The organism is Phytobacter sp. (genome assembly GCF_059074235.1).
On record NZ_JCACPZ010000008.1, the window covers coordinates 590,208 to 614,969 of the forward strand.

The 24,762-nt window shown below is 52.6% G+C and carries 29 protein-coding genes; 17 read left to right on the forward strand and 12 right to left on the reverse strand.

What is annotated here, in order from left to right:
* Complete coding sequence (locus tag AC5JPW_RS20640; protein ID WP_494242958.1) at positions 1–435, forward strand: tail fiber assembly protein; 435 nt, start codon at positions 1–3, stop codon at positions 433–435.
* On the opposite strand, the gene AC5JPW_RS20645 is transcribed toward AC5JPW_RS20640, so the two are convergent.
* Both AC5JPW_RS20645 and AC5JPW_RS20650 read right to left on the reverse strand, forming a co-directional pair.
* Positions 413–1,003 carry a tail fiber assembly protein gene (locus tag AC5JPW_RS20645; protein ID WP_494242959.1) on the reverse strand — a complete coding sequence of 197 codons (591 nt, stop codon included), beginning with the start codon at positions 1,001–1,003 and terminating at the stop codon, positions 413–415. The genes AC5JPW_RS20640 and AC5JPW_RS20645 overlap by 23 nt on opposite strands.
* Positions 1,003–1,512 (reverse strand): phage tail protein, encoded by a 510-nt coding sequence (locus tag AC5JPW_RS20650; protein ID WP_494242960.1) that lies wholly within the window; start codon positions 1,510–1,512, stop codon positions 1,003–1,005. Before AC5JPW_RS20650 ends, AC5JPW_RS20645 begins: the two co-directional genes overlap by 1 nt.
* Positions 1,513–1,607: 95 nt before the next feature.
* Here AC5JPW_RS20650 and AC5JPW_RS20655 point away from each other — a divergent pair, with 95 nt between their 5' ends.
* The 9 genes from AC5JPW_RS20655 (at position 1,608) to AC5JPW_RS20695 (ending at position 9,516) form a co-directional block, all read left to right on the forward strand.
* Positions 1,608–2,156, forward strand: coding sequence for a recombinase family protein (locus tag AC5JPW_RS20655; protein ID WP_494242961.1), 549 nt, complete (start codon positions 1,608–1,610; stop codon positions 2,154–2,156).
* 172 nt (positions 2,157–2,328) lie between these two features.
* On the forward strand, positions 2,329–3,501 hold the full coding sequence (locus AC5JPW_RS20660; RefSeq protein ID WP_494242962.1) for a phage tail sheath protein: 1,173 nt from the start codon (positions 2,329–2,331) through the stop codon (positions 3,499–3,501).
* Between the two features lie 12 nt (positions 3,502–3,513).
* On the forward strand, positions 3,514–4,029 hold the full coding sequence (locus AC5JPW_RS20665; RefSeq protein WP_494242963.1) for a phage major tail tube protein: 516 nt from the start codon (positions 3,514–3,516) through the stop codon (positions 4,027–4,029).
* A 62-nt stretch (positions 4,030–4,091) separates the two neighbouring features.
* A complete protein-coding gene (locus tag AC5JPW_RS20670) occupies positions 4,092–4,409 on the forward strand; it encodes a phage tail assembly protein (RefSeq protein ID WP_494242964.1) in 318 nt (105 codons plus the stop codon).
* Between the two features lie 14 nt (positions 4,410–4,423).
* Positions 4,424–4,543, forward strand: coding sequence for a GpE family phage tail protein (locus AC5JPW_RS20675; RefSeq protein WP_494242965.1), 120 nt, complete (start codon positions 4,424–4,426; stop codon positions 4,541–4,543).
* Complete coding sequence (locus AC5JPW_RS20680; RefSeq protein ID WP_494242966.1) at positions 4,536–7,631, forward strand: phage tail tape measure protein; 3,096 nt, start codon at positions 4,536–4,538, stop codon at positions 7,629–7,631. Before AC5JPW_RS20675 ends, AC5JPW_RS20680 begins: the two co-directional genes overlap by 8 nt.
* Positions 7,631–8,128 (forward strand): phage tail protein, encoded by a 498-nt coding sequence (locus tag AC5JPW_RS20685; protein ID WP_494242967.1) that lies wholly within the window; start codon positions 7,631–7,633, stop codon positions 8,126–8,128. The genes AC5JPW_RS20680 and AC5JPW_RS20685 overlap by 1 nt, the downstream gene beginning before the upstream one ends.
* Before the next feature lie 5 nt (positions 8,129–8,133).
* Positions 8,134–9,243 (forward strand): phage late control D family protein, encoded by a 1,110-nt coding sequence (locus AC5JPW_RS20690; RefSeq protein WP_494243900.1) that lies wholly within the window; start codon positions 8,134–8,136, stop codon positions 9,241–9,243.
* A 54-nt stretch (positions 9,244–9,297) separates the two neighbouring features.
* The gene (locus AC5JPW_RS20695) at positions 9,298–9,516 is read left to right on the forward strand and encodes an ogr/Delta-like zinc finger family protein (RefSeq protein ID WP_494242968.1); all 219 of its coding nucleotides are present in this window, start codon (positions 9,298–9,300) and stop codon (positions 9,514–9,516) included.
* A 156-nt stretch (positions 9,517–9,672) separates the two neighbouring features.
* Here AC5JPW_RS20695 and rplS read toward each other — a convergent pair whose 3' ends face one another.
* The 5 genes from rplS to ffh form a co-directional block, all read right to left on the reverse strand.
* The gene (gene rplS / locus AC5JPW_RS20700; RefSeq protein ID WP_095282974.1) at positions 9,673–10,020 is read right to left on the reverse strand and encodes a 50S ribosomal protein L19; all 348 of its coding nucleotides are present in this window, start codon (positions 10,018–10,020) and stop codon (positions 9,673–9,675) included.
* Between the two features lie 40 nt (positions 10,021–10,060).
* The gene (trmD, locus tag AC5JPW_RS20705; RefSeq protein WP_494242969.1) at positions 10,061–10,828 is read right to left on the reverse strand and encodes a tRNA (guanosine(37)-N1)-methyltransferase TrmD; all 768 of its coding nucleotides are present in this window, start codon (positions 10,826–10,828) and stop codon (positions 10,061–10,063) included.
* Between the two features lie 45 nt (positions 10,829–10,873).
* Positions 10,874–11,422: a ribosome maturation factor RimM gene (gene rimM / locus AC5JPW_RS20710; RefSeq protein WP_494243902.1), complete on the reverse strand. Its 549-nt coding sequence runs from the start codon at positions 11,420–11,422 to the stop codon at positions 10,874–10,876.
* Between the two features lie 18 nt (positions 11,423–11,440).
* Entirely contained in the window at positions 11,441–11,689 is a 249-nt protein-coding gene (gene rpsP, locus AC5JPW_RS20715) for a 30S ribosomal protein S16 (protein WP_437433199.1), read from the reverse strand.
* 253 nt (positions 11,690–11,942) lie between these two features.
* A complete protein-coding gene (gene ffh / locus AC5JPW_RS20720) occupies positions 11,943–13,304 on the reverse strand; it encodes a signal recognition particle protein (protein WP_458046118.1) in 1,362 nt (453 codons plus the stop codon).
* A 168-nt stretch (positions 13,305–13,472) separates the two neighbouring features.
* Here ffh and AC5JPW_RS20725 point away from each other — a divergent pair, with 168 nt between their 5' ends.
* On the forward strand, positions 13,473–14,261 hold the full coding sequence (locus AC5JPW_RS20725) for a cytochrome C assembly family protein (RefSeq protein WP_494242970.1): 789 nt from the start codon (positions 13,473–13,475) through the stop codon (positions 14,259–14,261).
* A gap of 17 nt (positions 14,262–14,278) precedes the next feature.
* The gene (locus tag AC5JPW_RS20730; protein WP_494243904.1) at positions 14,279–15,565 is read left to right on the forward strand and encodes an HlyC/CorC family transporter; all 1,287 of its coding nucleotides are present in this window, start codon (positions 14,279–14,281) and stop codon (positions 15,563–15,565) included.
* 49 nt (positions 15,566–15,614) lie between these two features.
* Here AC5JPW_RS20730 and grpE read toward each other — a convergent pair whose 3' ends face one another.
* Positions 15,615–16,208: a nucleotide exchange factor GrpE gene (gene grpE, locus AC5JPW_RS20735; RefSeq protein WP_494242971.1), complete on the reverse strand. Its 594-nt coding sequence runs from the start codon at positions 16,206–16,208 to the stop codon at positions 15,615–15,617.
* 121 nt (positions 16,209–16,329) lie between these two features.
* Between grpE and nadK the strand changes: the two genes are divergently transcribed.
* From nadK to AC5JPW_RS20755, 4 genes are all read left to right on the forward strand, one after another.
* Positions 16,330–17,208: an NAD(+) kinase gene (gene nadK / locus AC5JPW_RS20740; protein ID WP_494242972.1), complete on the forward strand. Its 879-nt coding sequence runs from the start codon at positions 16,330–16,332 to the stop codon at positions 17,206–17,208.
* 86 nt (positions 17,209–17,294) lie between these two features.
* Positions 17,295–18,956: a DNA repair protein RecN gene (gene recN, locus AC5JPW_RS20745; RefSeq protein ID WP_494242973.1), complete on the forward strand. Its 1,662-nt coding sequence runs from the start codon at positions 17,295–17,297 to the stop codon at positions 18,954–18,956.
* A 148-nt stretch (positions 18,957–19,104) separates the two neighbouring features.
* The gene (gene bamE / locus AC5JPW_RS20750; protein ID WP_494242974.1) at positions 19,105–19,446 is read left to right on the forward strand and encodes an outer membrane protein assembly factor BamE; all 342 of its coding nucleotides are present in this window, start codon (positions 19,105–19,107) and stop codon (positions 19,444–19,446) included.
* Between the two features lie 58 nt (positions 19,447–19,504).
* Entirely contained in the window at positions 19,505–20,023 is a 519-nt protein-coding gene (locus tag AC5JPW_RS20755; protein WP_494242975.1) for a ClbS/DfsB family four-helix bundle protein, read from the forward strand.
* Positions 20,024–20,025: 2 nt separating this feature from the next.
* On the opposite strand, the gene AC5JPW_RS20760 is transcribed toward AC5JPW_RS20755, so the two are convergent.
* A complete protein-coding gene (locus tag AC5JPW_RS20760; protein WP_494242976.1) occupies positions 20,026–20,316 on the reverse strand; it encodes an RnfH family protein in 291 nt (96 codons plus the stop codon).
* The gene (locus tag AC5JPW_RS20765; protein ID WP_494242977.1) at positions 20,306–20,743 is read right to left on the reverse strand and encodes a type II toxin-antitoxin system RatA family toxin; all 438 of its coding nucleotides are present in this window, start codon (positions 20,741–20,743) and stop codon (positions 20,306–20,308) included. The genes AC5JPW_RS20760 and AC5JPW_RS20765 overlap by 11 nt, the downstream gene beginning before the upstream one ends.
* A 159-nt stretch (positions 20,744–20,902) precedes the next feature.
* Here AC5JPW_RS20765 and smpB point away from each other — a divergent pair, with 159 nt between their 5' ends.
* Positions 20,903–21,385: an SsrA-binding protein SmpB gene (gene smpB / locus AC5JPW_RS20770; protein ID WP_494242978.1), complete on the forward strand. Its 483-nt coding sequence runs from the start codon at positions 20,903–20,905 to the stop codon at positions 21,383–21,385.
* Positions 21,386–21,430: 45 nt separating this feature from the next.
* Here smpB and AC5JPW_RS20775 read toward each other — a convergent pair whose 3' ends face one another.
* Positions 21,431–22,600 (reverse strand): beta-barrel domain-containing protein, encoded by a 1,170-nt coding sequence (locus tag AC5JPW_RS20775; protein ID WP_494242979.1) that lies wholly within the window; start codon positions 22,598–22,600, stop codon positions 21,431–21,433.
* Between the two features lie 10 nt (positions 22,601–22,610).
* Complete coding sequence (locus AC5JPW_RS20780) at positions 22,611–24,746, reverse strand: type I secretion system permease/ATPase (protein WP_494242980.1); 2,136 nt, start codon at positions 24,744–24,746, stop codon at positions 22,611–22,613.
* Positions 24,747–24,762: the final 16 nt, after the last annotated feature.

Below are 24,762 nucleotides of genomic sequence, written 5' to 3' on the forward strand. Positions count from 1 at the left end.
ATGACTACAGCTTATTTCTCACCAGCTCTTAACTCCTTCATCCCGGTTGAATGGAAAGACGACGGTACTTACAACGATGAAACCTGGCCTTCCGACGCTGTACTGGCAACTGATGAAGAGGCTGCGATATTCTGGAAGCAGACGCCACCACCTGGAAAATTATTGGGGGAGAATAACGGCAGGCCAGCCTGGGTAGATGAACCCGCTCCGACTCAGGAACAGATTATTGCTCTGGCAGTTTCGCAAAAATCGTCACTGATGCAGACAGCAACAAGCAAAATCAGTGTCCTACAGGATGCCGTCGATTTGGGAATGGCGACCCCAGGGGAAACAGCAGCGTTGCTGTCCTGGAAAAAATACCGGGTCCTATTGAGCAGAATTGATACGTCAACAGCTCCCGGTATTGAATGGTCTACGGTGCCGGAGGCCAATTGATATCTGGCGCGGTGGTTGTAACTGTCACTGTCACCGCGTCGATGTAATCAAGTACGATATTCAGCCTGGTGGTTTCGGCGGTAGTCAATTTTCGACCAGCCTGTAACTTTAACTGAATCAGGTTGATTGATAACAAGGCTACATCAATTAGCTGTTGTTTGTATGTGTCCGCTGCCTCAACAGCAGCCGCTTGCATTGCAGTGTTATTCGTGACCCAATGTTCACCGTTCCAGATGTCATACTGAGTCACCGGAACTTCGGTTACGAATCCTTCTTTTATCTCGCCAATATAATTAATGACGGAAGGACTGCGGTCGGTTGTTGAATAAACTTTTTTGCCACGGTGGTCTTCGCGTTGCTCCCACGCTCCACCAGTAAATACAGCCACAAAACCAGCCGGGGTATCAGCGGGCTGGTTTTCGGTTGAAAAGGCAGGAAGACCCACACCGATTGCAAGGTACTCTTCTGCCGCACCGGTATACTCACCCGTTTGCGCAGAGTAGTTATAAACAGTGATGAAACCTGCTTCTGCTGCAATTTTTTCTTTATCTAACACTGCAATCGTCATTATGCAGCCCTCACAATATAGTTAAATGCAACGTTGCGTGGACGGGTTGCTACCGTATTCCCCGGTAGAGACGTTGACGCCCCCAGACCAGAAACGGCGGCATACTGAAAAGCAGTTTTCGTGAGTGGTGTAGTAATCGTATCGCCGTTCACGTTAGCTATACCACCAGTGCCGTCAGTTGTACCAATTGCGCCAACCAGTCCGTTATCAGCGTAGTTAATGTCTACGGAAACGAACGTACCTAGCTGGTCGCTCAGCAGGGTGCGGCCCACATCAATTCCCCTACCGTCATCCCAGCCACGAATAAATTCACCGCGCAGGTCAGGTAATACCAGTGACGGAAAAATCACGGCCAGTTGCGGATACGTGGTCGCTGAGAACGGCGCACCGTTGCATTTTATCCAGCCAGTCGGCGGCGTTGCGGTCGGCCACGGGACGGGTACACCTACAGGTAACGCGCTACCGATCCCCAATCCTCCTAAACCAACATTTTGTATAAACCCGATCACTTCTGGTCGTGTTGGCCATTCTCTGCAGCAAGGTCAGAAATGACATTACTCGATACTATACCGGCTCTTAAAAGTACTTTTATGGGCGAAAAATCATGCAGGTAGGCTATGTGCGTGTATCAACAAATGACCAGAACACCGCACTGCAAAGGAATGCGCTCAATAGCGCAGGATGTGAACTAATTTTCGAAGATAAAATGTCAGGTAAAACGTCTGAGCGCCCGGGTCTTAAAAAACTACTTAAATCCCTGTCCGCAGGAGATACGTTGGTGGTCTGGAAATTAGACAGGTTGGGACGCAGTATGCGTCACCTGGTCGTCTTAGTTGAAGAGCTAAGGGAGCGTGGCGTCAATTTCCGCAGCCTTACCGACAGTATTGATACATCGACGCCTATGGGTCGCTTTTTCTTTCATGTCATGGGTGCGCTGGCAGAGATGGAGCGTGAACTAATTGTGGAGAGGACTCGCGCCGGGTTGGCTGCTGCACGCGCTGAAGGTAGGATCGGGGGTCGAAAGCCGAAATTATCGGCGCAACAGTGGGCACAGGCAGGAAGGTTGATTGCTGCCGGACAGACAAGAAAAAACGTAGCCATTATCTTTGATGTTGGAGTGTCGACTCTCTACAAAAAGTTCCCGGCGTCTTGATTCCTCAGCAGGACGGTCATTTTTGACGGTGCTCGATACTCCGCGCTTAATTTTAAAGTGACCATCCTGAAATCTTAATCTTGTGTCATTCCTGGCACAACGTTACGTCATCGCGCATTAAGGCGTCCCCTTTCACCATAGCGAAGCACACCCACATGTGGAGATTCGCTTTATGGCGCAGGATTATCATCATGGCGTCCGTGTTGAGGAAATCAACGACGGCACGCGCACAATCACAACTGTTAGCACCGCTATTGTCGGTATGGTCTGCACCGCAGATGATGCCGACGCAACCACTTTTCCTTTAAATACTCCGGTCTTATTGACCGACGTACTGACTGCCAGCGGCAAAGCTGGCGAAAGCGGCACCCTGGCACGTTCGCTTGATGCCATTGGCGATCAGGCAAAGCCTGTCACCGTTGTTGTACGCGTGGCTCAGGGTGAAACCGAAGCTGAAACCACGGCTAACATCATCGGCGGCGTCACCGCCGATGGCAAGCGCACGGGCATGAAAGCCCTTCTGGCAGCCAAAGCAAAATGCGGCGTTAAACCCCGCATTCTGGGCGTACCTGGGCATGATACAAAGGCGGTTGCCAGTGAGTTACTGAGTGTGGCGCAAAGCCTGCGTGGCTTTGCCTATCTGTCGGCTTATGGCTGTAAAACCGTCGAAGAGGTGATCGATTACCGTGCCAACTTCGGGCAGCGCGAGGGAATGCTCATCTGGCCTGATTTCATCAGCTTCGACACGGTGCTGAAAGCTGATGCCAATGCTTACGCCACCGCTCGCGCGCTGGGTATGCGCGCCAAAATCGACAACGACACGGGCTGGCATAAAACCCTGTCTAACGTCGCAGTCAACGGTGTCACCGGCATTTCTGCCGACGTCTTCTGGGATTTGCAGGATCCGGCAACCGATGCAGGGTTGCTGAACCAGAACGATATCACCACGCTGATCCGTCAGGATGGCTTCCGCTTTTGGGGTTCACGCTGCCTGAGCGATGACCCTCTCTACGCCTTTGAAAACTACACTCGCACCGCGCAAGTGCTGGCAGACACGATGGCAGAGGCCCACATGTGGGCCGTCGATAAGCCGTTAACCCCTTCGCTGGCCCGCGACATCATCGGTGGTATCCAGGCAAAACTCCGCAGTCTGGTAAATCAGGGTTATTTGCTTGGCGCTGACTGCTGGCTGGATGAATCGGCAAACGATAAAGACACGTTGAAAGCGGGCAAGCTCGCGATTGATTACGACTATACCCCTGTTCCACCGCTCGAAAACCTGATGTTGCGCCAGCGCATCACTGACCAGTATTTGGTCGATTTCGCAAGCCAGGTTAGCGCGTAAGGAGATTAAAAAATGGCTTTACCACGCAAGTTGAAACACCTGAATTTATTCAACAACGGCGACAACTGGCAGGGGATCGTTGAGTCACTGACCCTGCCAAAGTTCACCCGTAAGTTTGAAAAATATCGCGGTGGCGGTATGCCTGGCGCGGCTGATATTGATATGGGCCTGGACGATGGTGCGCTGGATACTGAATTCTCTATCGGTGGCTCAGAGGCTCTGCTCTTTAAGCAGATGGGAACCGCAACAGTTGACGGTATCCAGCTGCGCTTCACGGGTTCTATCCAGCGAGATGACACCGGTGAAGTACAGGCCGTTGAACTGCTGGTCCGTGGTCGTCACAAAGAGCTGGACTCCGGAGAATGGAAGACGGGCGAAAGCAACACCACCAAAGTATCGAGCACCAACACCTACGCGAAACTGACCATCAACGGTGAGGTTTGCTATGAGGTAGACACTATCAACATGATCGAAATCATCAACGGCATCGACATGCTGGAAGCGCACCGCTCTGCATTGGGACTTTGATTATATTCGGTGCGGTTCGCCGCGCCGCCTTACTGGCTAAGTGACTTAACAGGAACAAAAAAATGAAAGATGAAACCAAAGTGACCGTGTCTACCGAAAAAGTTGTAACGCTGGATACCCCGATCATGCGTGGTAACAGCGCTATCGAAAGTGTCGTTGTGCGTAAACCACAATCTGGGGCGCTTCGCGGAACCCGTTTACAGGCGCTGATGGATATGGACGTGAATGCAATGATGACTGTATTACCACGCGTCACCACACCGGCCCTCACCCAGCAGGAAATCAATGAAATGGACCCGGCTGATCTGGTCACTCTTTCTGTCGAGGTGGTTTATTTTTTGTTGAAGAAATCGGTGATTGCCGATTCCCTGACAGCCTGACAGTAGAAGACCTGGTGGCAGATATCGCCACTATTTTTCACTGGACGCCACCCGTTACGGACGTGATGTCACTCACTGAACTACTGGAGTGGAGGCATAAGGCGGTTCTACGTAGCGGGGCATCAGATGAGTGATCGTAATCTCCGGTTACAGGTAATTTTAGGCGCAGTCGATAAGTTGACGCGCCCCTTCAAAGAGGCGCGGGCCAGCACTCAGGAGCTGGCAAACGCCGTCAAAAACTCCCGCGAACAATTGAAAGCCCTTGACGCTGCCGGTGCAAAAGTGAAAAGCATCGGCACACTTACGGGGTCAATCAGCCGCCTTGACGGTGAACTGGAAACCGCCCGCCTGCGTGCGCAGATGATGACGCGGGAGCTTTCCGGCATGGAAAGCCCCACCAGGAAGCAGACCAAAGCTGTTGAAGACCAGTGGCGGGCTGTTTCGCGTCTGGAAACCCAGCAGCAGAAAGAAACCCAGCAGCTCAGCACGCTACGTACTGAGTTAGACCGCATGGGGCTTTCCTCTAAGGACGCAGCGGGGGCCACTGAGCAAATCAGGTCGCAGACAGCGAAGCTCAATAGCGAACTTGCAGAACAGGAGGCCAGGCTAAAGCGTGCTGGTGATCAGCAGCGCCGGTTATCCAACGCCCGCGAGCAGTACAACAAGACCATGGAGACCCGCGACAAAATCGCCGGGGCGTCAGCGGCAACGACGGCTACAGGTGTAGCTATGGGTGCGCCGGTTGTCGCTGCGGTGAAAGACTATGCCAGTCTTGAAGACGCCATGAAAGGTGTTGCAAAACAGGTTAATGGCCTGCGTGATGACAAAGGTAATAGAACTCCACAATTCTATGAAATGCAGAAGGAAATCAAGGCGGCAGCGGAAAAGTTGCCCATGCAAAATGGGGCTATTGATTACGCTGCCCTTGTTGAGGGCGGGGCGCGCATGGGGATAGGCAAAGACGCCAAAACATGGGAAGAACTGAAAACAGAGTTACTCAGTTTCGCCTCAGTATCTGCAAAAGCCGCCACCGCGTTTGAGCTACCCGCCGACCAGTTAGCGGAAGACCTGGGCAAAATCGCCAACCTCTACAAAGTGCCGATAAAAAACATTGAACAGCTCGGGGACGTTATCAACTACCTCGACGATAACGCGATGTCAAAAGGCGCTGACATTATCAACGTCATGCAGCGCATGGGCGGTGTGGCTGACAAACTCGATTTTCGAAAAGCGGCTGCGCTCGGTTCCACATTCCTTACCCTGGGGGCAGGGCCAGAAGTGGCAGCAACAGCAGCAAATGCCATGGTGCGTGAGCTGTCCATTGCCAGCATGCAGTCTAACCGGTTCATGGATGGCATGGATGCACTGAAGCTGAAACCAGAGAAGCTCGAAAAAGCCATGTCAAAAGACGCCATGGGAACCATCATCAAAGTGCTGGAGATGGTTAATAAGCTGCCTGAAGATAAACGGATGAACGTCCTGACGCAGCTGTTTGGCAAAGAGTACGGTACGGCTGCGGGCAAGCTGGCATACAACATGGGCGAGCTCTACAAGCAGCTTGATCTAGTTAAAGGGAAAGCCTCAGAAGGGTCAATGCAGAAAGAGTCTGATATCAACGCAGACTCGCTTTCAGCGCAATGGATGTTGGTCAAAGCAGGTACGCAGAATGCCATGAGCAGCCTGGGCGAAACACTCAGGGAACCGCTGATGGATATCATGAATATGATAAAAAAAGTCACTGGTTTAATCCGTCGCTGGGTTGAGAACAACCCGGAGCTGGCAGGAACCCTGATGAAAGTCACCGCCGCCACTGCGGCATTGCTTGTCGTGGTCGGAACCCTGGGAATGGCGGTTGCCGCCATACTTGGCCCGCTGGCGATGGCCCGGTTAAGTCTAAACGTGCTGGGTATCAAATCCCTTGGGGTAGTCGGTGAGGCCGCAAGGCGCACGGGGAATGTTCTCTCCTGGCTGGGGTCGACCCCATTATCTATCCTTCGGCGCGGAATGCGTGCCACTGGCGGCAGCACCGGTCTGGTTGCCGCCCCGCTGAATGCACTGCGGGCGTCTGTGGGTATCGCCGGGAATGCCCTTAGCGCCGTCGCCAGTGCTCCGCTGCGTCTTTTCCGTGGGGCAATGTCGGGGGTGTCCGCTGCAACAGGCATGATAATGAATCCGGTAGCCGCCGGTCGAAGCCTGTTGAGTGGTCTGGGGCGTGCTATCGCGTTTATCGCCTCCGGCCCGGTCGCTGTTTTGCGCATGGCGCTCATTGGTGTTTCAACGGTACTCGGCTTCCTTTTAAGTCCTGTCGGCCTGGTTGTTGCCGCGCTGGCGTCGGTTGCACTTGTCATCTGGAAATACTGGGAGCCAATTAAAGCGTTTCTGTTGGGAGTCGTTGAAGGATTCCAGGCGGCGGCAGCCCCGATAAAAGAAGCCTTTGCCCCGCTCCAGCCTGTTTTCCAGTGGATTGGCGATAAAGTCCAGGGGCTTATAGGCTGGTTCCGTGATCTGCTTACACCTGTGCATTCAACGGCTGAAGAACTGGACAATGCCGGAGCTATGGGACGCAGCTTTGGTAAGTTGCTAGCTGATGGTCTTAACATCGTGCTGAACCCACTGGAATCACTTAAGTCGGGGGTATCGTGGCTTCTTGAAAAAATGGGGCTGGTACAGCAGGAGTCAGCAAAGTTACCCAAAGGAAATGACATTGCCGGTAATCCACAGGTAGGGGCATCGCCAGGGGGTTACAACAATTACGGCATCACCACGCCGGGGAAGGAAACCTGGAATCCCTACGCCGCACCATTCACCCCTCTGACCATGCATGACAACGGCGGTTACATTCCAGCAGGCTCAACAGGAATCGTCGGGGAATTTGGCCCCGAACTGGTGAACGGCCCCGTTAATATTTTAAGCCGCCGGAAAACAGCAGCGCTGGCAGCGGCAACCGCGTTAGCATTTGGAGGGACACCATCAGCAAATGCAGGGTTGCACCCCTACAGTTTGCCCGCTGGGGAATATCGTTCAGCAGTAAACGTTAACCGGGCCAGCACTGCCAATGTTTCACAACCCGCACCGATCCAGGCAATTTTCCATATTACCCAGCAGCCAGGGCAAAACGCCGATGATTTGGTCGAACAGGTCATGCGAAAAATGGAGGCATTGCAACGGCGCGAGGCCGCACGTATGCGCAGTCGTTACACCGATACAGGAGATATTGAATAATGATGATGGTGCTTGGATTTTTTGTTTTCACGTTGCGCACGATCCCTTTCCAGCAACTGCAACAAATGCAGCAGTGGCGTCATGCAAGTAACAACCGCATAGGCAAGCGGCCTGCTCTGCAATTTCTGGGGCCGGACGCCGACACAATTACATTGTCTGGGGTGTTGATGCCCTCAGTTACCGGGGGCAGGTTGTCATTACTGGTTCTGGAAAAAATGGCAGAAACAGGAAAAGGCTGGCCCTTGATAAGGGGGGACGGGACGATTTACGGGATGTTTGTCATTGATGAAATTAGTAAAAATGAGTCTGAACAACTCAGCAACGGCGCACCAAGAAAAATTGAATTCACGATCAAGTTGACCCGCATGGATGAATCCCTGAGTCAGATGCTGGGCGATTTGTCCGGCGAGCTTTCTCAGCTCCAGGACTCCGCAATTAGCGCGGTAAAAAACGCCGCCAGTTCGGTATCAAAAACTGTCGGGGGATTATTGTCGTGACAGAAATGACCATGTTTGCCGGAGTGAGTGTCGTCCCGGATTATCGACTCAGGGTCAATAACAAGGACGTCACCACTGACCTCTCGCCCCGGTTAATTTCGCTAACGCACACTGATAATCGTGGGTTTGAGGCCGACATGCTGGACCTTGAACTGGATGATGCAGACGGTCTTCTTGAGCTGCCGCCGCGAGGCGCGGTGTTAACGTTATGGCTGGGCTGGCTGGGTCAACCGCTGGAAGGAAAGGGGGAGTTTACTGTTGATGAAATCGAGCATAGCGGCGCACCTGACCGTGTCAGCGTTCGCGCCCGAAGTGCTGATTTCAGGCAGACGCTGAATATCAAGAGAGAAAAATCATGGCACAAAATCAAAATATCCCAGGTATTAAAAGAGATAGCTGCCCGGCATAAATTGACTGTTGGTGTGGGGGTCGATCTGGGCGAACTGGAGGTTGACCATATCGACCAGACGAATGAAAGCGATGGGTCATTTCTGACAAGACTTGCGAAACAATTTGGTGCTATCGCTGCGATAAAAAGCGGAACCCTGACATTCATCAGACAGGGCCAGGGTAAATCAGCCAGCGGGAAGCCTCTGCCAGTGGCAATCATTGAGAGAAGTTCCGGCGATCAGCATCGGTTCAGCATTGTTGACAGAAGTGCGTATACAGGCGTAGTGGCATCCTGGTTACATACCCGCGAAGCCAAAAAGAAACAGACAGTTAAAGTGCGCCGCCGACGCAGGCGTAAAACAGCAAAACCCACCAAAACACCTGAAGCTAAGCAGGGGGAATATCTCATCGGCACGGATGAAAATGTCCTGGTGCTGAGCCGAACGTATGCCAACAAAGCCAACGCTGAGCGGGCGGCTAAAGAAAACTGGTCACGCATACAACGGGGCGTGGCGTCGTTTTCAATAAATCTGGCAATGGGTCGGGAAGAGCTGTTCCCTGAGCAGCCTGTTAAGGTTTTCGGCTTTAAACCGGTTATAGATACTGCCGACTGGATTATAACCACGGTCACAAATTCACTCAGCAGTGACGGAGGTTTCACAACCTCACTGGAGCTTGAGGTCAAAATCTCTGATCTTGAAATGGATGGAAACGAAGCGGTTTGATTTTGCAAGATTCAAGGTTATCATTCTTAAAAATGCAAAACGGAGACGTCTGTCATGATTAACTGCCCGCTATGTGGAAACGCCGGACACACCCGGTCTTCGTTTCAGGTATCCAACCAGACAACAGAGCGCTACATCCAGTGCCAGAATATCGAATGCGGACACACGTTCGTTACGCATGAAACCTTTGTCAGATCGATAATCAAGCCTAATCTGATAAGCGCCGCGCCACCTCACCCCCAGGGCGGCGGACAAACACACATGGCATTCTGAGTAAAAGCCCGCGAAAGCGGGTTTTTTATTGTCCACACTGTCCACTGTCCATGTTTTCTGTGGTCAATTGGTGGACTTAGGGCAATAAAAAAGGGGCTAGCATGATGCCAACCCCTTGTTTTTACACAATAACTTTGGATGTCGCGAAAGCGAATCTTAGTTAAGACGCTCTTTAATACGAGCAGACTTACCAGTACGCTCACGCAGGTAGTACAGTTTAGCTTTACGTACAGCACCACGACGTTTGACAGTAATGCTGTCAACTACCGGAGAGTGAGTCTGGAAGACACGCTCAACGCCTTCGCCGTTGGAAATTTTACGAACAGTGAATGCAGAGTGCAGACCGCGGTTACGAATAGCGATAACCACGCCCTCGAATGCCTGCAGACGTTTTTTGGAACCTTCAACAACCCATACTTTCACTTCCACGGAATCACCCGGGCGGAAGGAAGGTACGTCCTGCTTCATCTGCTCTTGTTCAATTTGCTTAATAATGTTGCTCATAATTTAATCTCTTATCCTGGGTAAACTGATATTCGGGGGCTTACGCCATCCCATCATGTTTATGTTGCTGTTGTGCGTGCTCAGTTTTGAACTCCGCCAGCAACCTTGCTTGCTCTTCAGTCAGAGCCAGGTTTTCCAGAAGTTCAGGTCTTCTAAGCCAGGTGCGGCCCAGCGACTGTTTCAGGCGCCAGCGACGTATCTCAGCATGGTTCCCCGACAGTAAAACCGCCGGTACTTCCATCTCTTCTAACACTTCAGGTCGGGTATAGTGTGGACAGTCCAGCAACCCATCAGCAAAGGAATCTTCCGTTGCCGAAGCTTCGTGGCCCAGTACACCCGGAATAAACCGGGAAACCGAGTCAATCAGCGTCATTGCTGGTAACTCACCACCGCTGAGTACGTAATCTCCGATAGACCATTCTTCGTCTATTTCGGTTTGGATTACGCGCTCATCTACCCCTTCGTAGCGACCACACACCAGAATCAGTTTCTGATTCGTTGCCAGTTCGCTGACGCCCGCTTGATCAAGCTTGCGTCCCTGAGGTGACAGATAAATCACTTTCGCGCCTTCACCCGCCGCGTCTTTTGCTGCATGAATGGCGTCCCGCAAAGGTTGCACCATCATTAACATCCCCGGTCCGCCGCCATAAGGACGATCGTCCACGGTACGGTGCCGGTCATGAGCGAAATCACGAGGACTCCAGCTCTGGATGTTCAGCAGGCCATTTTTAACTGCCCGGCCAGTTACCCCGTAGTCGGTAATCGCACGAAACATTTCAGGAAACAGGCTAACAATACCTATAAACACAAGCCCATCCCCATAGTGCAGTATTTTTACCGTATATCCGGAGGTTTAAAAACCAGGATCCCAATCTACAACAATAGTTTGCGTAGCGAGATCGACTTTCTTGATAACCTGCCCATCGAGGAACGGAACCAACCGCTCCTTGATGCCAAATGCATCTTTCAGGTTTGCCTTGATGACGAGAACGTCATTTGATCCGGTTTCCATCATATCGATGACTTTACCCAAACCATAACCTTCAGTAGTCACTACCTGGCAGCCCATAAGGTCTTTCCAGTAGTAGTCACCCTCTTCCAGTTGAGGCAACTGCGTGGTATCGACAACAATTTCGCAATTGGTCAATAAATTTGCAGCATCGCGGTCATCAACACCTTTCAGTTTGATGACGATGTCCTGATTGTGGTAGCGCCAGCTTTCCAGCTCAATGCTCTGCCACTTACCCGCCTTCTGAATAAACCAGGGCTGATAGTCAAAAATGCTTTCGGCGTCTTCGGTGGAGGAAAACACTCTGAGCCAACCACGGATACCGTAAGAAGATCCCAATTTACCCAGTACAATCGGATTAACAGGGCTCTGCGCGGCGTGTTGCTTGCTCATCATGACCACCGTGACAGATTAAGCTGCTTTATTTGCTGCTTTGATCAGCGTAGCTACGCGATCAGAAACGGTAGCGCCCTGGCCAACCCAGTGAGCGATACGATCCAGATCCAGGCGGGTGCCTTCTTCTTTCTCGGACGCGATCGGGTTAAAGAAGCCAACGCGCTCGATGAAGCGACCGTTGCGTGCATTACGGCTGTCAGTAACAACAACCTGGTAGAACGGACGCTTTTTAGCGCCGTGACGAGCTAAACGAATAGTTACCATAACATCCTCTTGTGTGAATAAAACACCAGGCCCCGTCGAGGAACGGAGCCCGGTGTCATATTAAAAGCCCGAAAATTTTACTGATTTTTGGGAAAAAAGCAATCAGCAGTTAATAACTCTGCTGTAGAAGGCCGTCGGCGGTGCTGGCAGTTTGGTGCCGGCGTACGCGCAGTTACCGGAGCGTACACATAGTACGTGAGGATAACGAGCACACCCCGGTGCCAAAATGGCAAATAGGCCAGGCCGTTTTAGATCAGCGGCCAGGGAAGCCTGGGGGCATCATACCTTTCATCCCACGCATCATTTTCGCCATCCCGCCCTTCTTCATCTTCTTCATCATGCGCTGCATGTCGTCGAACTGTTTCAGAAGGCGGTTAACGTCCTGCACCTGCAAGCCACAGCCCTGGGCAATACGGCGTTTGCGGGAACCTTTGATGATTTCTGGCTTAGCACGTTCTTTCAGCGTCATCGAGTTGATGATAGCTTCCATACGCACCAGCACTTTATCGTCCATCTGCGATTTCACGTTGTCAGGAATCTGCCCCATACCCGGAAGTTTGCCCATCAGGCTTGCCATACCGCCCATGTTTTTCATCTGGCGTAACTGCTCAAGGAAGTCGGTCAGGTCAAAACCGTCGCCTTTTTTCAGCTTAGTTGCCAGCTTCTCAGCCTGGGCGCGGTCAACCTTGCTTTCGATATCTTCGATCAGCGACAGGACGTCGCCCATGCCGAGAATACGGGACGCAATCCTGTCCGGGTGGAACGGCTCCAGCGCTTCGGTCTTCTCACCGACACCAAGGAATTTAATCGGCTTGCCGGTGATGTGACGAATAGAAAGCGCCGCACCACCGCGCGCATCACCATCCACTTTGGTCAGTACCACACCGGTTAACGGCAGCGCTTCGTTAAACGCTTTTGCGGTATTTGCCGCATCCTGACCGGTCATGGCATCGACGACAAACAGGGTTTCGACCGGCTTAATCGCCGCGTGAACCTGTTTGATTTCGTCCATCATCGCTTCGTCAACGTGCAGACGACCGGCGGTATCCACCAGCAGCACGTCGTAGAATTTCAGCTTCGCTTCTTTCAGCGCGGCGTTAACGATATCGACAGGTTTCTGCGCAACATCAGAAGGGAAGAAATCCACTTCAACCTGCTGTGCCAGCGTTTCCAGCTGTTTGATCGCCGCCGGGCGATAAACGTCGGCAGAGACGACCAGGACTTTCTTCTTGTGCTTCTCGCGCAGGAATTTACCGAGTTTACCCACACTGGTGGTTTTACCCGCACCCTGCAGGCCCGCCATCAGCACAACCGCAGGCGGCTGAGCGGCCAGATTCAGCACCTGGTTCTCTTCGCCCATTGCCGCAACCAGTTCGTTACGTACAATTTTGACGAATTCCTGACCCGGGGTCAGGCTCTTGTTGACCTCGTGACCCACCGCTTTTTCTTTTACGCGGTTGATAAAATCACGTACCACTGGCAGAGCGACGTCCGCTTCCAGCAGCGCCATGCGCACTTCGCGCAGGGTCTCTTTAATGTTGTCTTCAGTGAGGCGTCCACGACCACTGATATTGCGCAGCGTGCGCGACAAACGATCGGTTAAATTATCAAACATTGTCTCTCGCCTGAGGTAAAACGATGGGCCGCCAGAGCGACGCATAACAGAAATTTGTCGCAGTATAACATGAAGACATTATTGATGTATGTGATGCAACGGTTGGAGCCAACGTCACGTGACGTTATACTGCTTCTCTTTCTCATTCGGTCAACTGTCGACGCTACTATGCCCGTTTTCGCCCTGCTCGCTCTCGCGGGTTACTCCGTAAGCCTTGCGCTGATTATTCCCGGTTTGCTCCAGAAAAACAGTGGCTGGCGGCGTATGGCCATGCTTTCAGCGGTCATTGCCCTGATGTGCCACGGCTTCGCGCTAAAAGAACGTCTGTTCCCGGATGACGGTGGCCAGAACCTGAGCTTACTCAATGTCGGTTCGCTGGTCAGCCTGATGATTTGTACGGTGATGACCATTGTGGCGTCGAAAAATCGCGGCTGGTTGTTATTGCCGATTGTTTATACCTTCGCGCTTATTAATTTGGCATTTGCCATTTTCGTCCCCAATGAGTACATCACGCACCTTGAAGCCAGCCCTGGGATGATGGTGCACATCGGCTTATCACTTTTTGCCTACGCGACATTAATCATTGCCGCGATGTATGCATTGCAGCTCGCCTGGATTGACTACCAGCTTAAGAACAAACGGCTGGCTTTCAGTAGTGAAATGCCGCCATTAATGAGCATTGAGCGCAAAATGTTTCATATCACCCAGATCGGTGTCGTTCTGCTAACACTGACTCTGTGTACCGGTTTGTTCTATCTGAAAAACCTCTTCAGTATGGAAAATATCGATAAAGCGGTATTGTCGATAATCGCCTGGTTTGTCTATATCGTTCTGCTCTGGGGCCATTATCATGAAGGATGGCGCGGTCGCCGGGTCGTCTGGTTCAACGTCGCAGGTGCGGGTATTCTCACACTGGCCTATTTTGGCAGCCGCGTACTGCAGCATCTAGTGAGTTAATCAAGAAGGAATTTCCTCTGGAACACATATCCACCACGACGCTGATCGTCACCCTGATCATCATGGTGGTGATTTCGGCGTACTTCTCCGGTTCTGAAACCGGCATGATGACCATTAACCGCTACCGCCTGCGCCACCTGGCAAAACAGGGACACCGCAGTGCGAGACGCGTTGAGAAGCTCCTGCGTAAGCCGGACCGCCTCATTAGCCTGGTGCTGATTGGTAACAACCTGGTCAATATCCTGGCCTCCGCGTTGGGCACCATTGTCGGCATGCGTTTGTACGGCAATGCCGGAGTGGCGATTGCCACAGGTGTGCTGACCTTCGTGGTACTGGTATTCGCCGAAGTCCTGCCCAAAACTATCGCCGCACTTTACCCGGAAAAGGTCGCTTTCCCGAGCAGCGTATTGCTGGTCCCTCTGCAAATCATCATGATGCCGCTGGTCTGGTTGCTGAACAGCGTGACCCGGGTATTGATGCGCATTGTTGGTATTAAAGCAGATGTCGTTATCAGCAGCGCACTCAGCAAAGACGAATTACGCACCATCGTGAATGAGTCCCGCTCGCAAATTTCGCGCCGTAATCAGGACATGCTGCTGTCGATTCTCGATCTGGAAAAAGTCAGCGTTGATGACATCATGGTCCCGCGCAGTGAAATTGTCGGCATCGATATCAACGATGACTGGAAATCCATTGTTCGCCAGCTCACCCACTCTCCTCATGGCCGCATTGTCCTTTACCGTGGTTCACTGGATGACACCATCAGCATGCTGCGCGTTCGCGAAGCCTACCGCTTGATGACCGAGAAAAAAGAGTTCACGAAAGAGGTGATGCTGCGGTCTGCCGACGAAATTTATTACGTCCCGGAAGGCACACCGCTCAGCGTGCAACTGGTCAAATTCCAGCGCAATAAAAAGAAAGTCGGCCTGGTGGTGGATGAATACGGTGATATTCAGGGACTGATCACCGTTGAAGATATTCTTGAAGAGATTGTTGGTGACTTTACCACCTCGATGTCGCCTTCCCTTGCCGAAGAGGTAACGCCGCAAAATGACGGTTCGGTGATCATTGATGGCAGCGCAAACGTACGTGAGCTGAACAAAGCATTCAACTGGCAGCTACCGGAAGCAGAGGCCAGGACAATTAACGGGATGTTACTGGAAGTACTGGAAGAGATCCCGGCTGCGGGAACGCGCGTGCGTATCGAACACTACGATATCGACATTCTCGACGTGCAGGACAACATGATTAAGCAGGTGAAGGTAATTCCGGTTAAACCGATTCGGGACAGCGTGGCGGAATAAAAAACGAGGGCCGGGAAAGCCTAAACTTCACCCGGCCCCGCAAAGACGGTTAGGCCTTCGCTTTCGCGACAGTCACCATCGCAGCACGGATGGTACGGCCGTTCAGTGTAAAGCCTTTTTGCATCACGCCCAGCACGTTACCTGCGGCAACATCCTCAGACTCAACCATTGCAATGGCCTGGTGCACGTTTGGATCCAGCGGAACGTTGGTATCAGCCACCACTTCCACACCGAATTTTTTCACCACATCCAGCATGGATTTCAGCGTCAGCTCAATGCCTTCGACCATAGAAGCCATGTCAGCATTGTCTTTGTCCGCCACTTCCAGCGCGCGCTCAAGGCTGTCGATAACCGGCAGCAGCTCGTTGACGAACTTTTCCAGCGCAAACTTATGCGCTTTTTCTACGTCAAGCTCGGTACGACGACGCAGGTTTTCCATTTCGGCTTTAATACGCAGAACACCATCACGCTCGCGGGTCTGCGCTTCAACCAGTTGCGCTTCGAGGTTGGCAATCTTCTCATCGCGCGGATCCACCTGCTCAGCAGAAGCGTCTGATTCAACTGCCTCAACTTCCTCGTGCTGATCCATGATAATTTCTTCCGGGGCTTGCCCGTCAGGCGTTTTCTGTTCTTTACTACTCATGAATTTCTCCGCGTTTTTCGCATTCATCTCGCTAACTTCGCTTATTATGGGGATCTGTTTCCGGGTTTCAAGGGAACGCGACACATTGTCATCATTCATTTGGCACAAGGACCACCAGAAAATGGCTCATCATTTCAAGTGTATTGGGATTGTCGGTCATCCACGCCACCCTACCGCGCTGACCACACATGAAATGCTCTATCGCTGGCTGTGTGCAAAAGGGTATGACGTCATTGTCGAACAACAAATTGCACAAGAGTTGAAGTTGACCTCAGTGCGCACCGGTACGCTGGCGGAAATTGGCCAACAGGCGGATCTTGCAGTGGTGGTCGGTGGCGACGGTAATATGCTGGGGGCGGCGCGCACGCTGGCACGTTATGACATCAAGGTCATAGGCATCAACCGCGGTAACCTGGGCTTTTTGACCGACCTTGACCCGGATAATGCTCAACAACAACTGGCCGATGTGTTGGAAGGCCATTACATTTCTGAGCAACGTTTTTTGCTTGAGGTTCAGGTCTGCCAGCAGGATTGCCAGAAACGCATCAGCACCGCCATTAATGAAGTTGTGCTGCACCCGGGCAAAGTCGCCCACATGATTGAATTCGAAGTGTACATTGATGAAGTTTTCGCCTTCTCTCAGCGTTCTGACGGCCTGATTGTTTCTACACCCACCGGTTCCACCGCCTACTCTCTTTCCGCAGGCGGACCGATTCTCACACCATCACTGGACGCCATCGCACTGGTGCCCATGTTCCCGCATACGCTCACCTCGCGCCCGCTGGTAATTAACAGCAACAGCACCATTCGTCTGCGCTTTTCGCACCGCCGCAGCGACCTTGAAGTCAGCTGCGACAGCCAGATTGCGCTGCCGATCCAGGAAGGTGAAGACGTATTAATTCGCCGCTGCGACTATCACCTGAACCTTATTCATCCGAAAGACTACAGCTATTTCAATACATTAAGCTCAAAACTTGGTTGGTCAAAAAAATTATTCTGAAACCGGATACAGAGCTTTACTGTATATAAAACCAGTCATATACTGTATTTAAATACAGCTATGGGTTTTCATACAGGAAAGCAACCATGTTGGCACAACTGACCATTAGTAACTTTGCGATTGTTCGTGAGCTTGAGATCGACTTCCTCAACGGAATGACGGCTATCACGGGTGAAACAGGTGCGGGTAAATCCATTGCGATTGACGCGCTTGGGCTCTGTCTCGGTGGCCGTGCAGAAGTCGACATGGTTCGTGCGGGTGCGGCACGCGCCGACCTGTGCGCTCGCTTCTCCCTTAAGGATACCCCCGCCGCACTGCGCTGGCTGGAAGCGAACCAACTGGAAGATGGACGTGAGTGTTTACTTCGCCGTGTTATCAGCAGTGACGGGCGCTCGCGTGGCTTCATCAACGGTACTGCTGTTCCGCTTTCCCAATTACGTGAGTTGGGCCAGTTGCTGATTCAAATTCATGGTCAGCATGCACATCAGCTACTGGTGAAATCCGAGCATCAGAAAGCCCTGCTGGATGGCTATGCCGGTGAGTATGCGCTTACTTTGCAAATGACCGAACACTATCGCCTCTGGCACCAGAGCTGCCGTGAACTGGCACAGCATCAGCAACAGAGTCAGGAGCGCGCCGCCCGCGCCGAATTGCTGCAATACCAGTTGAAAGAGCTGAACGAATTTAATCCGCAGGCCGGTGAATTTGAGCAGATTGACGAAGAGTACAAACGTCTCGCCAATAGCGGTCAGTTGCTCAGTACCAGCCAGCACGCGTTGAATCTGCTTGCAGACGGTGAAGATGCCAACCTGCAAAGCCAGCTTTATACCGCACGTCAGATGGTCACCGAACTGGCAGGCATGGATGCCAGTCTGTCAGACGTGCTTAATATGCTGGAAGAAGCTGCCATCCAAATCAGCGAGGCCAGCGATGAGTTGCGCCATTACTGCGACCGTCTGGATCTCGACCCGAACCGACTCTATGAGCTGGAACAGCGTATTTCGAAGCAGATTGCCCTGGCGCGTAAGCATCACGTCAGTCCGGAAGCGTTGCCGCAGTTCCATCAATCTCTGCTGGATGAGCAGCAGCAACTGGACGATCAGGCTGACTCTCAGGAAACGCTGAAACTTGCCGTCGGCAAACATCACCAGCAGGCGCTGGAAAGTGCCCGACTCCTCCATACGCAGCGTGCAACTTATGCGCAGGAGCTGAGCCAGTTGATTACCGAAAGCATGCACATGCTTTCGATGCCGCATGGCGTTTTTGCAATCGACGTCAATTTTGATGAACACAACCTGACGGCTGAGGGTGCTGACCGCATTGAGTTCCGCGTCACCACCAACCCAGGTCAACCGTTACAGGCTATTTCTAAAGTGGCATCGGGTGGCGAATTGTCACGCATTGCGCTGGCAATTCAGGTCATCACCGCACGGAAAATGGAAACACCGGCGCTGATTTTCGATGAAGTGGATGTGGGTATTAGTGGACCGACGGCCGCGGTCGTCGGCAAGTTGCTGCGCCAGTTGGGCGAATCGACCCAGGTGATGTGTGTTACGCACCTGCCACAGGTTGCGGGCTGCGGTCATCATCACTTCTATGTGAGCAAAGAAACCGATGGCGCGATGACTGAAACGCATATGCAACCTCTCGATAAACGTGCCCGTCTTCAGGAGTTGGCGCGTCTGCTCGGAGGCAATGCCATCACCAAAAATACGCTGGCAAATGCGAAAGAGCTGCTTGCCGCCTAAACTTTTTGGCGGAATCAGGGTCTGAGTTCACGATAAATTCGCCGCAGGACCAGGTAGCAAAGGTTTCAAACTGGCTAAAGGTCTATTATTATCGGCACATTACAAATGAGCTACGTACTGTTCGGGCCCGAAAAGGAATCAAATCATTATGCGTTGTAAAATGCTGACTGCTGCCGCAGCGGTTCTACTGATGTTGACCGCAGGCTGTTCCACTCTGGAGCGAGTGGTATACCGCCCTGATATCAATCAGGGGAACTACCTGACTCCGAATGACGTTTCTAAAATCCGTGTGGGGATGACGCAACAGCAGGTTGCATACGCACTGGGCACGCCGATGATGACCGACCCGTTCGGTAGCAGCACCTGGTTCTACGTATTCCGTCAGCAACCAGGTCATGAAAATGCGACTCAGCAGACGCTGACGCTGACCTTTAACAGCAGCAGCGTGTTGACCAACATAGACAACAAACCTGCACTGACAAAAGAGTAACACCGAACACCAAATGGCGCCTTCAGGCGCCATTTTTCATTTCAGGGAGGACGTAATAATGGCGGTACCCGAAACAAAAGCCGCTCTGCTGGAAGCCATGGAAAAATCGGCGATTGCATTAAACAAGAAACTCAAACGTATTCCACCTGACATTGCCTTTGAAGTGCATCTGGAAGGACATGTGGCAGGTACCCAGATCAGCGCAGCCAGCCTGGTCAGCTATTTAATTGGCTGGGGCGAGCAAGTGTTGTACTGGCACCAACAGGAAGCTGCTGGTGAGGAGATAGATTTCCCGGCAAAAGGCTTTAAATGGAATGAACTGGGCAAACTCGCGCAACAATATTATGCCAATTACGCACACATTCAGTCCTGGACGGAACTGCTGACGATGCTGGAGAATAATCAGCGTCAGTTACGTGAACTGGTTAAAAGCTACAGCGACGACGCTCTTTACCATCAGCCATGGTATGGGAAATGGACGCGAGGACGGATGATTCAGTTCAACAGCGCATCACCCTATAAAAATGCGAGTGCCCGATTGAACGCGCTGTTAAAAACAGTAACCGCCCCCACCTGACATTATTTTTTCGCAGACTGTTCCGCACGCTGGCGACGCAGCTCTTTCGGGTCAGCAATCAATGGACGGTAGATTTCAATGCGGTCACCGTCGTTCACTACGTCATGCAATTTCGCTGGCCGGCTATAAATACCGACTTTATTTTTCGCAAGATCGATATCTGAACGCAGTTCCAGCAGGCCGGAAGCCAAAATAGCCTGCTCGATGGTCGCGCCCTCTTCTACCGTTACCCGCTGCAGATATTGCTTTTCGGGCAGCGCATAGGCAACTTCAACGCTAATCTTACCCGGCACTGTAGACCTCTTTCGCGCGATGGGTAAACGCCTGCACCATATTCAGCGCCAGCTCTTTGAATACGCGACCAAACGCCAGTTCAATAAGCTTATTGGTAAATTCAAAATCCAGACTGAATTCGATACGGCAGGCATCTGCACTCAGCGGCACAAACTTCCAGCCACCCATGAGCTTTTTGAACGGCCCGTCGACCAGATGCATCAAAATCGTCTGGTTCGCGGTGAGCGTGTTCCGTGTCGTGAAAGTTTTACTGATCCCCGCTTTTGACACGTCCACCGCCGCCGTCATTTGCGTCGGTCCCGATTCAATCACGCGGCTACCTGTACAACCAGGGAGAAACTCCGGATAGGACTTCACGTCGTTGACCAATTGGTACATCTGTTCCGCGCTGTAGGGCACCAGCGCAGTCCGGCTAATCTGAGGCATAACATTTCCTGCGATCACACAATCCTCAAATAATAACATTTCCCCTACATGAAAGGAAAACGCTACGCTGGAACTCGTGCTAAGATAACGCGTTGAACCTCACAGGATGCAATGAGGTCTTTTTTTGGATATCAGATTATTAATGGCTTCACGACACTTATGACGAAGAAAAAAGTACACAAACCCGGTTCCGCTACCATCGCGATGAATAAACGCGCCCGCCATGAATACTTCATTGAAGAAGAGTTTGAAGCTGGACTCTCTTTACAAGGTTGGGAAGTCAAATCTCTGCGCGCGGGTAAAGCAAACATTGGCGACAGCTATGTGATCCTGAAAGACGGCGAAGCATATCTGTTCGGCGCCAACTTCACTCCACTGGCCGTGGCCTCCAGTCACTATGTCTGTGACCCAACTCGCACCCGTAAGCTGCTGCTTAATCAGCGCGAACTGGACTCTTTGTACGGGCGCGTTAACCGAGAAGGCTACACCGTTGTCGCCCTCTCTCTGTACTGGAAGAACGCCTGGTGTAAAGTCAAAATCGGCGTTGCGAAAGGTAAGAAACAGCATGACAAGCGCTCCGACCTGAAAGATCGCGAGTGGCAACTGGATAAAGCCCGCATTATGAAACATGCGGGCCGCTAAGCCCCTGGCTAACCGGACGCCTCAGTCGACGCGTCCGGCCCCAAATTACCTTTCCCGCAGCGCTTCGTTGACCTTGTTCAGTGGTTTGATCAGATAATCCATCACCGATTTCTGTCCGGTTTTAATCTCCACGTTCGCAATCATCCCCGGCAGGATAGGGAAGCTTTTGCCGCTACGATTTTTTAGCTCAGCGCTCTGAGTACGCACGTAGACGCGGTAGTAAAACTGATCGCGACGAACCTCATCCTGCAATGTGTCCGGGGACACCACTTCCACCGTGCCTTTGAGGTCGCCATAAATAGACGAATCATAAGCCGTCACTTTTACCGTCGCGGGTAACCCCGGGCGAATATAAGCGATGTCACGCGGGTTAATACGCGTCTCCACCAGCAACTGATCTTCGAGCGGCACAATTTCCATCAGCTTACCGCCCGGCTGGAGAACGCCACCAACCGTATTCACCTGAATATCTTTAACGATGCCGCGTACCGGCGAGTTGATCACCGCACGATCGAGCTGATCCGCTTTCCCCGCCATCACCTGTAGCTGTGCATCAAGGTCAGCGTTATTTTTCACCTGCTCCTCACGCGCGCGCACGGCAAACTGGTTGCGCGCTTCATCGATCTTGCCTTTCAGCTCCGTCGCCTGACGCTGCAAGCGGATCACTTCCACATCACTGGCAGCACCTCTTGCCACCAATGGCTGTGTCATCTTCATCTCGGCCATGACCAGTTGATAAGACTTCTGCAAGTTAGCGACCGTTTCATTCAAATTACGACGGCGTGACTCGTACAACTGCCGCTCACGGGCAACCAGTTCCGGTTCGCGCATCGATTCCGCGCTAAAGCGCAGCGGCTCACCCGTTAACTCCGAGCGTAAACGTTCGCTCGACGCCCGTAGCGCTCTGGCACGCGCAGCGGCTTCACCGTAGTTAGACTGAAAGCGCGTCGGGTCAAGGCGGGCCAGCATCTGACCCCGGGCAACGATATCCCCCTCTTTCACCATCAGTGCGCTGACAATCCCTCCATCGAGACTTTCAATCACCTGCGCGTGGGTCGACGGGGTGATTTTGCCTGTACCGACCGTCACTTCATCGAGGATTGCCCAGGACGACCAAAGGATAAACAGCACCAGCCCAATCAACGTCAGCCAGATAACCGATGAGTAAAATCGTCCCTGGCGCGCCAAATCATCCTGCATCGAGAGTTGACTCATTGACTCCTCCTCAGGCGATCGATGCCACATTGCTGTTACGGGTCGCCTGTTTAAGCAGGGTATCACGCGGGCCGTCGGCGACGACTTTGCCGTTCTCCATCACCACAATACGATCGACGAGGTTAAGTAACGCCGGGCGGTGTGTGACCAGCACCAGCGTGCGTCCGGTCAGCCACTGCTGGAGCTGACGGATAACCCAGCCTTCCAGTTGCTCATCCATTGATGCGGTGGGCTCATCCAGCAACACAATTTGCGGATTACGCACTATCAAGCGGCTGAGCAAAACCATTTGCCGCTGCCCGCCGGACAGTCCCCGTCCGCCTTCATTAATCAACCGGTCAAGGCTGGCGGCATCCTGCTGCACCATGCCAATCGCGCCACTGATACGCAGAGCCTGAATCAGCTCCGCGTCGGTAGCATGAGGATGACCGAGCATCAGGTTTTGCCGCAGCGTACCAAAGAAGAGGCGCGAGTCCTGAGACAGATAACCCACCTGTCGCCGCACGTCAGTCGGGTCAATGTGCGCCATGTCCACGCCGTCGATAATCACTTTCCCTTTGCTGGCCTGTGCCTGGCCGGAGAGTAACTTCAGGAGCGTTGATTTACCGGCTCCTGTTTTACCGAGAATCGCCACACGTTCGCCGGGTTTGATCTCCAGTTCGCTGATGTTCAGCGCCTGCTCCCCCTTTTCAATGTCATAGCTGTACTGCATCTGCTGGACCTGGTAATGCCCGGCCAGAACCGGGCAGTGGGCCATCTTTTTGTCGGCCTCTTTATCCAGTGGCTTTTTCAGCAGTTCATTCAACCCGGTCATGGCTGACTTCGCATGTTGCCAGCGAGAGAAGACCATCGTCAGTTGCATCAACGGCGCGATAGTACGAGAAGAGAGCAGGCTGCAGGCCACCAGCGTACCGGTGGTGATACTGCCATCAATCACCAGAAAACAGCCGAACACCAGCATCCCGGCATAGGTAATTTGCTGTACGGTAGACGCCCAGCCGCTGAGCCTTGCCCCCCACACACGCTGCTTCATACCGACGTTCGCCCCCACAGCGTGCGTATTTTCCCACTGGCGCTGGAAGTAAGGTTCCGCCTGCAACGCTTTAATGTCCTCCACCCCTTCGATGGACTCCACCAGCACCGCATTACGGATTGCGCTTTCTCGCATCCCCTCTTTGGCGAGCTTCGCCATTGGCCACTGCACCAACAGACCCGGAATCACAATCAATGGAATGGCGATCAGCGGGATGATAACCAGTGGGCCACCGACCAGCGCCATAATGCCAAGGAACAGCAGCACAAACGGAATGTCCATGGCCGCTCCCACCGTGGTGGAGGTCAGCAGCTCGCGCACCTGGTCCAGTTCACGTAATTGCGAAATAAAGGAGCCGGTGGATTTAGGCCGGGCATCATTCTTGATAGCCATCGCACGGGCAAAAAACAGCGCGGAGATATCCAGATCAATATGCTTGCCCATAATGTCGGAAACATGGGTTCGCGCCAGGCGGATGAAGTATTCAAGCGCGGCGGCAAACAGTACGCCGAAAAACAGCACCCAGAGTGTTGGCACTGACTGAGCAGGAATGACACGGTCGTAGACCTGCATGGAAAACAGGATCCCCCCCAGCGCCAGTACGTTGCCAACGACGGACGCCAGCGCGATTTCCGACAGTTTCCGCCCTGTGTGACGAAAGTGCTGCCAGAACCAGTGCGCTTCCCAGGGCCGCGTAAAATCATCAATACGTGAATCCCGACCACGGGTTGCAATACCGAGCATCACCACATCAGGTTTGACACGGGTGAGCAGCGTTTCCAGTGGCTCTTCGCGAACTAAATCTCCACCGTTACCCAGCCAGTAGGTGACCAGTCCGTCAGCATCCAGCGACTCCAGTAACATCAGTTCGCCATCTTCCTCCAGTTGCACAATGACTGGCAGGTTTTGCGCATTCCAGCGCATTTTTGCCGTCGGCACCGTACGTACCTGTAACCCCATTAACCCACTGAGTCTCTCCAGACGGGCGTTCAACGGCAGCGATTCAAACCAGCGCATTTGCTGTCGAACCGCAGGCGCATCCGCAGGCAGGCCAAAACGCCCCGCTGCACGGACCATGACACTAATCCAGCTTTCGGTATCAGGCTCTTGCATGACATCTCCTGCGCGA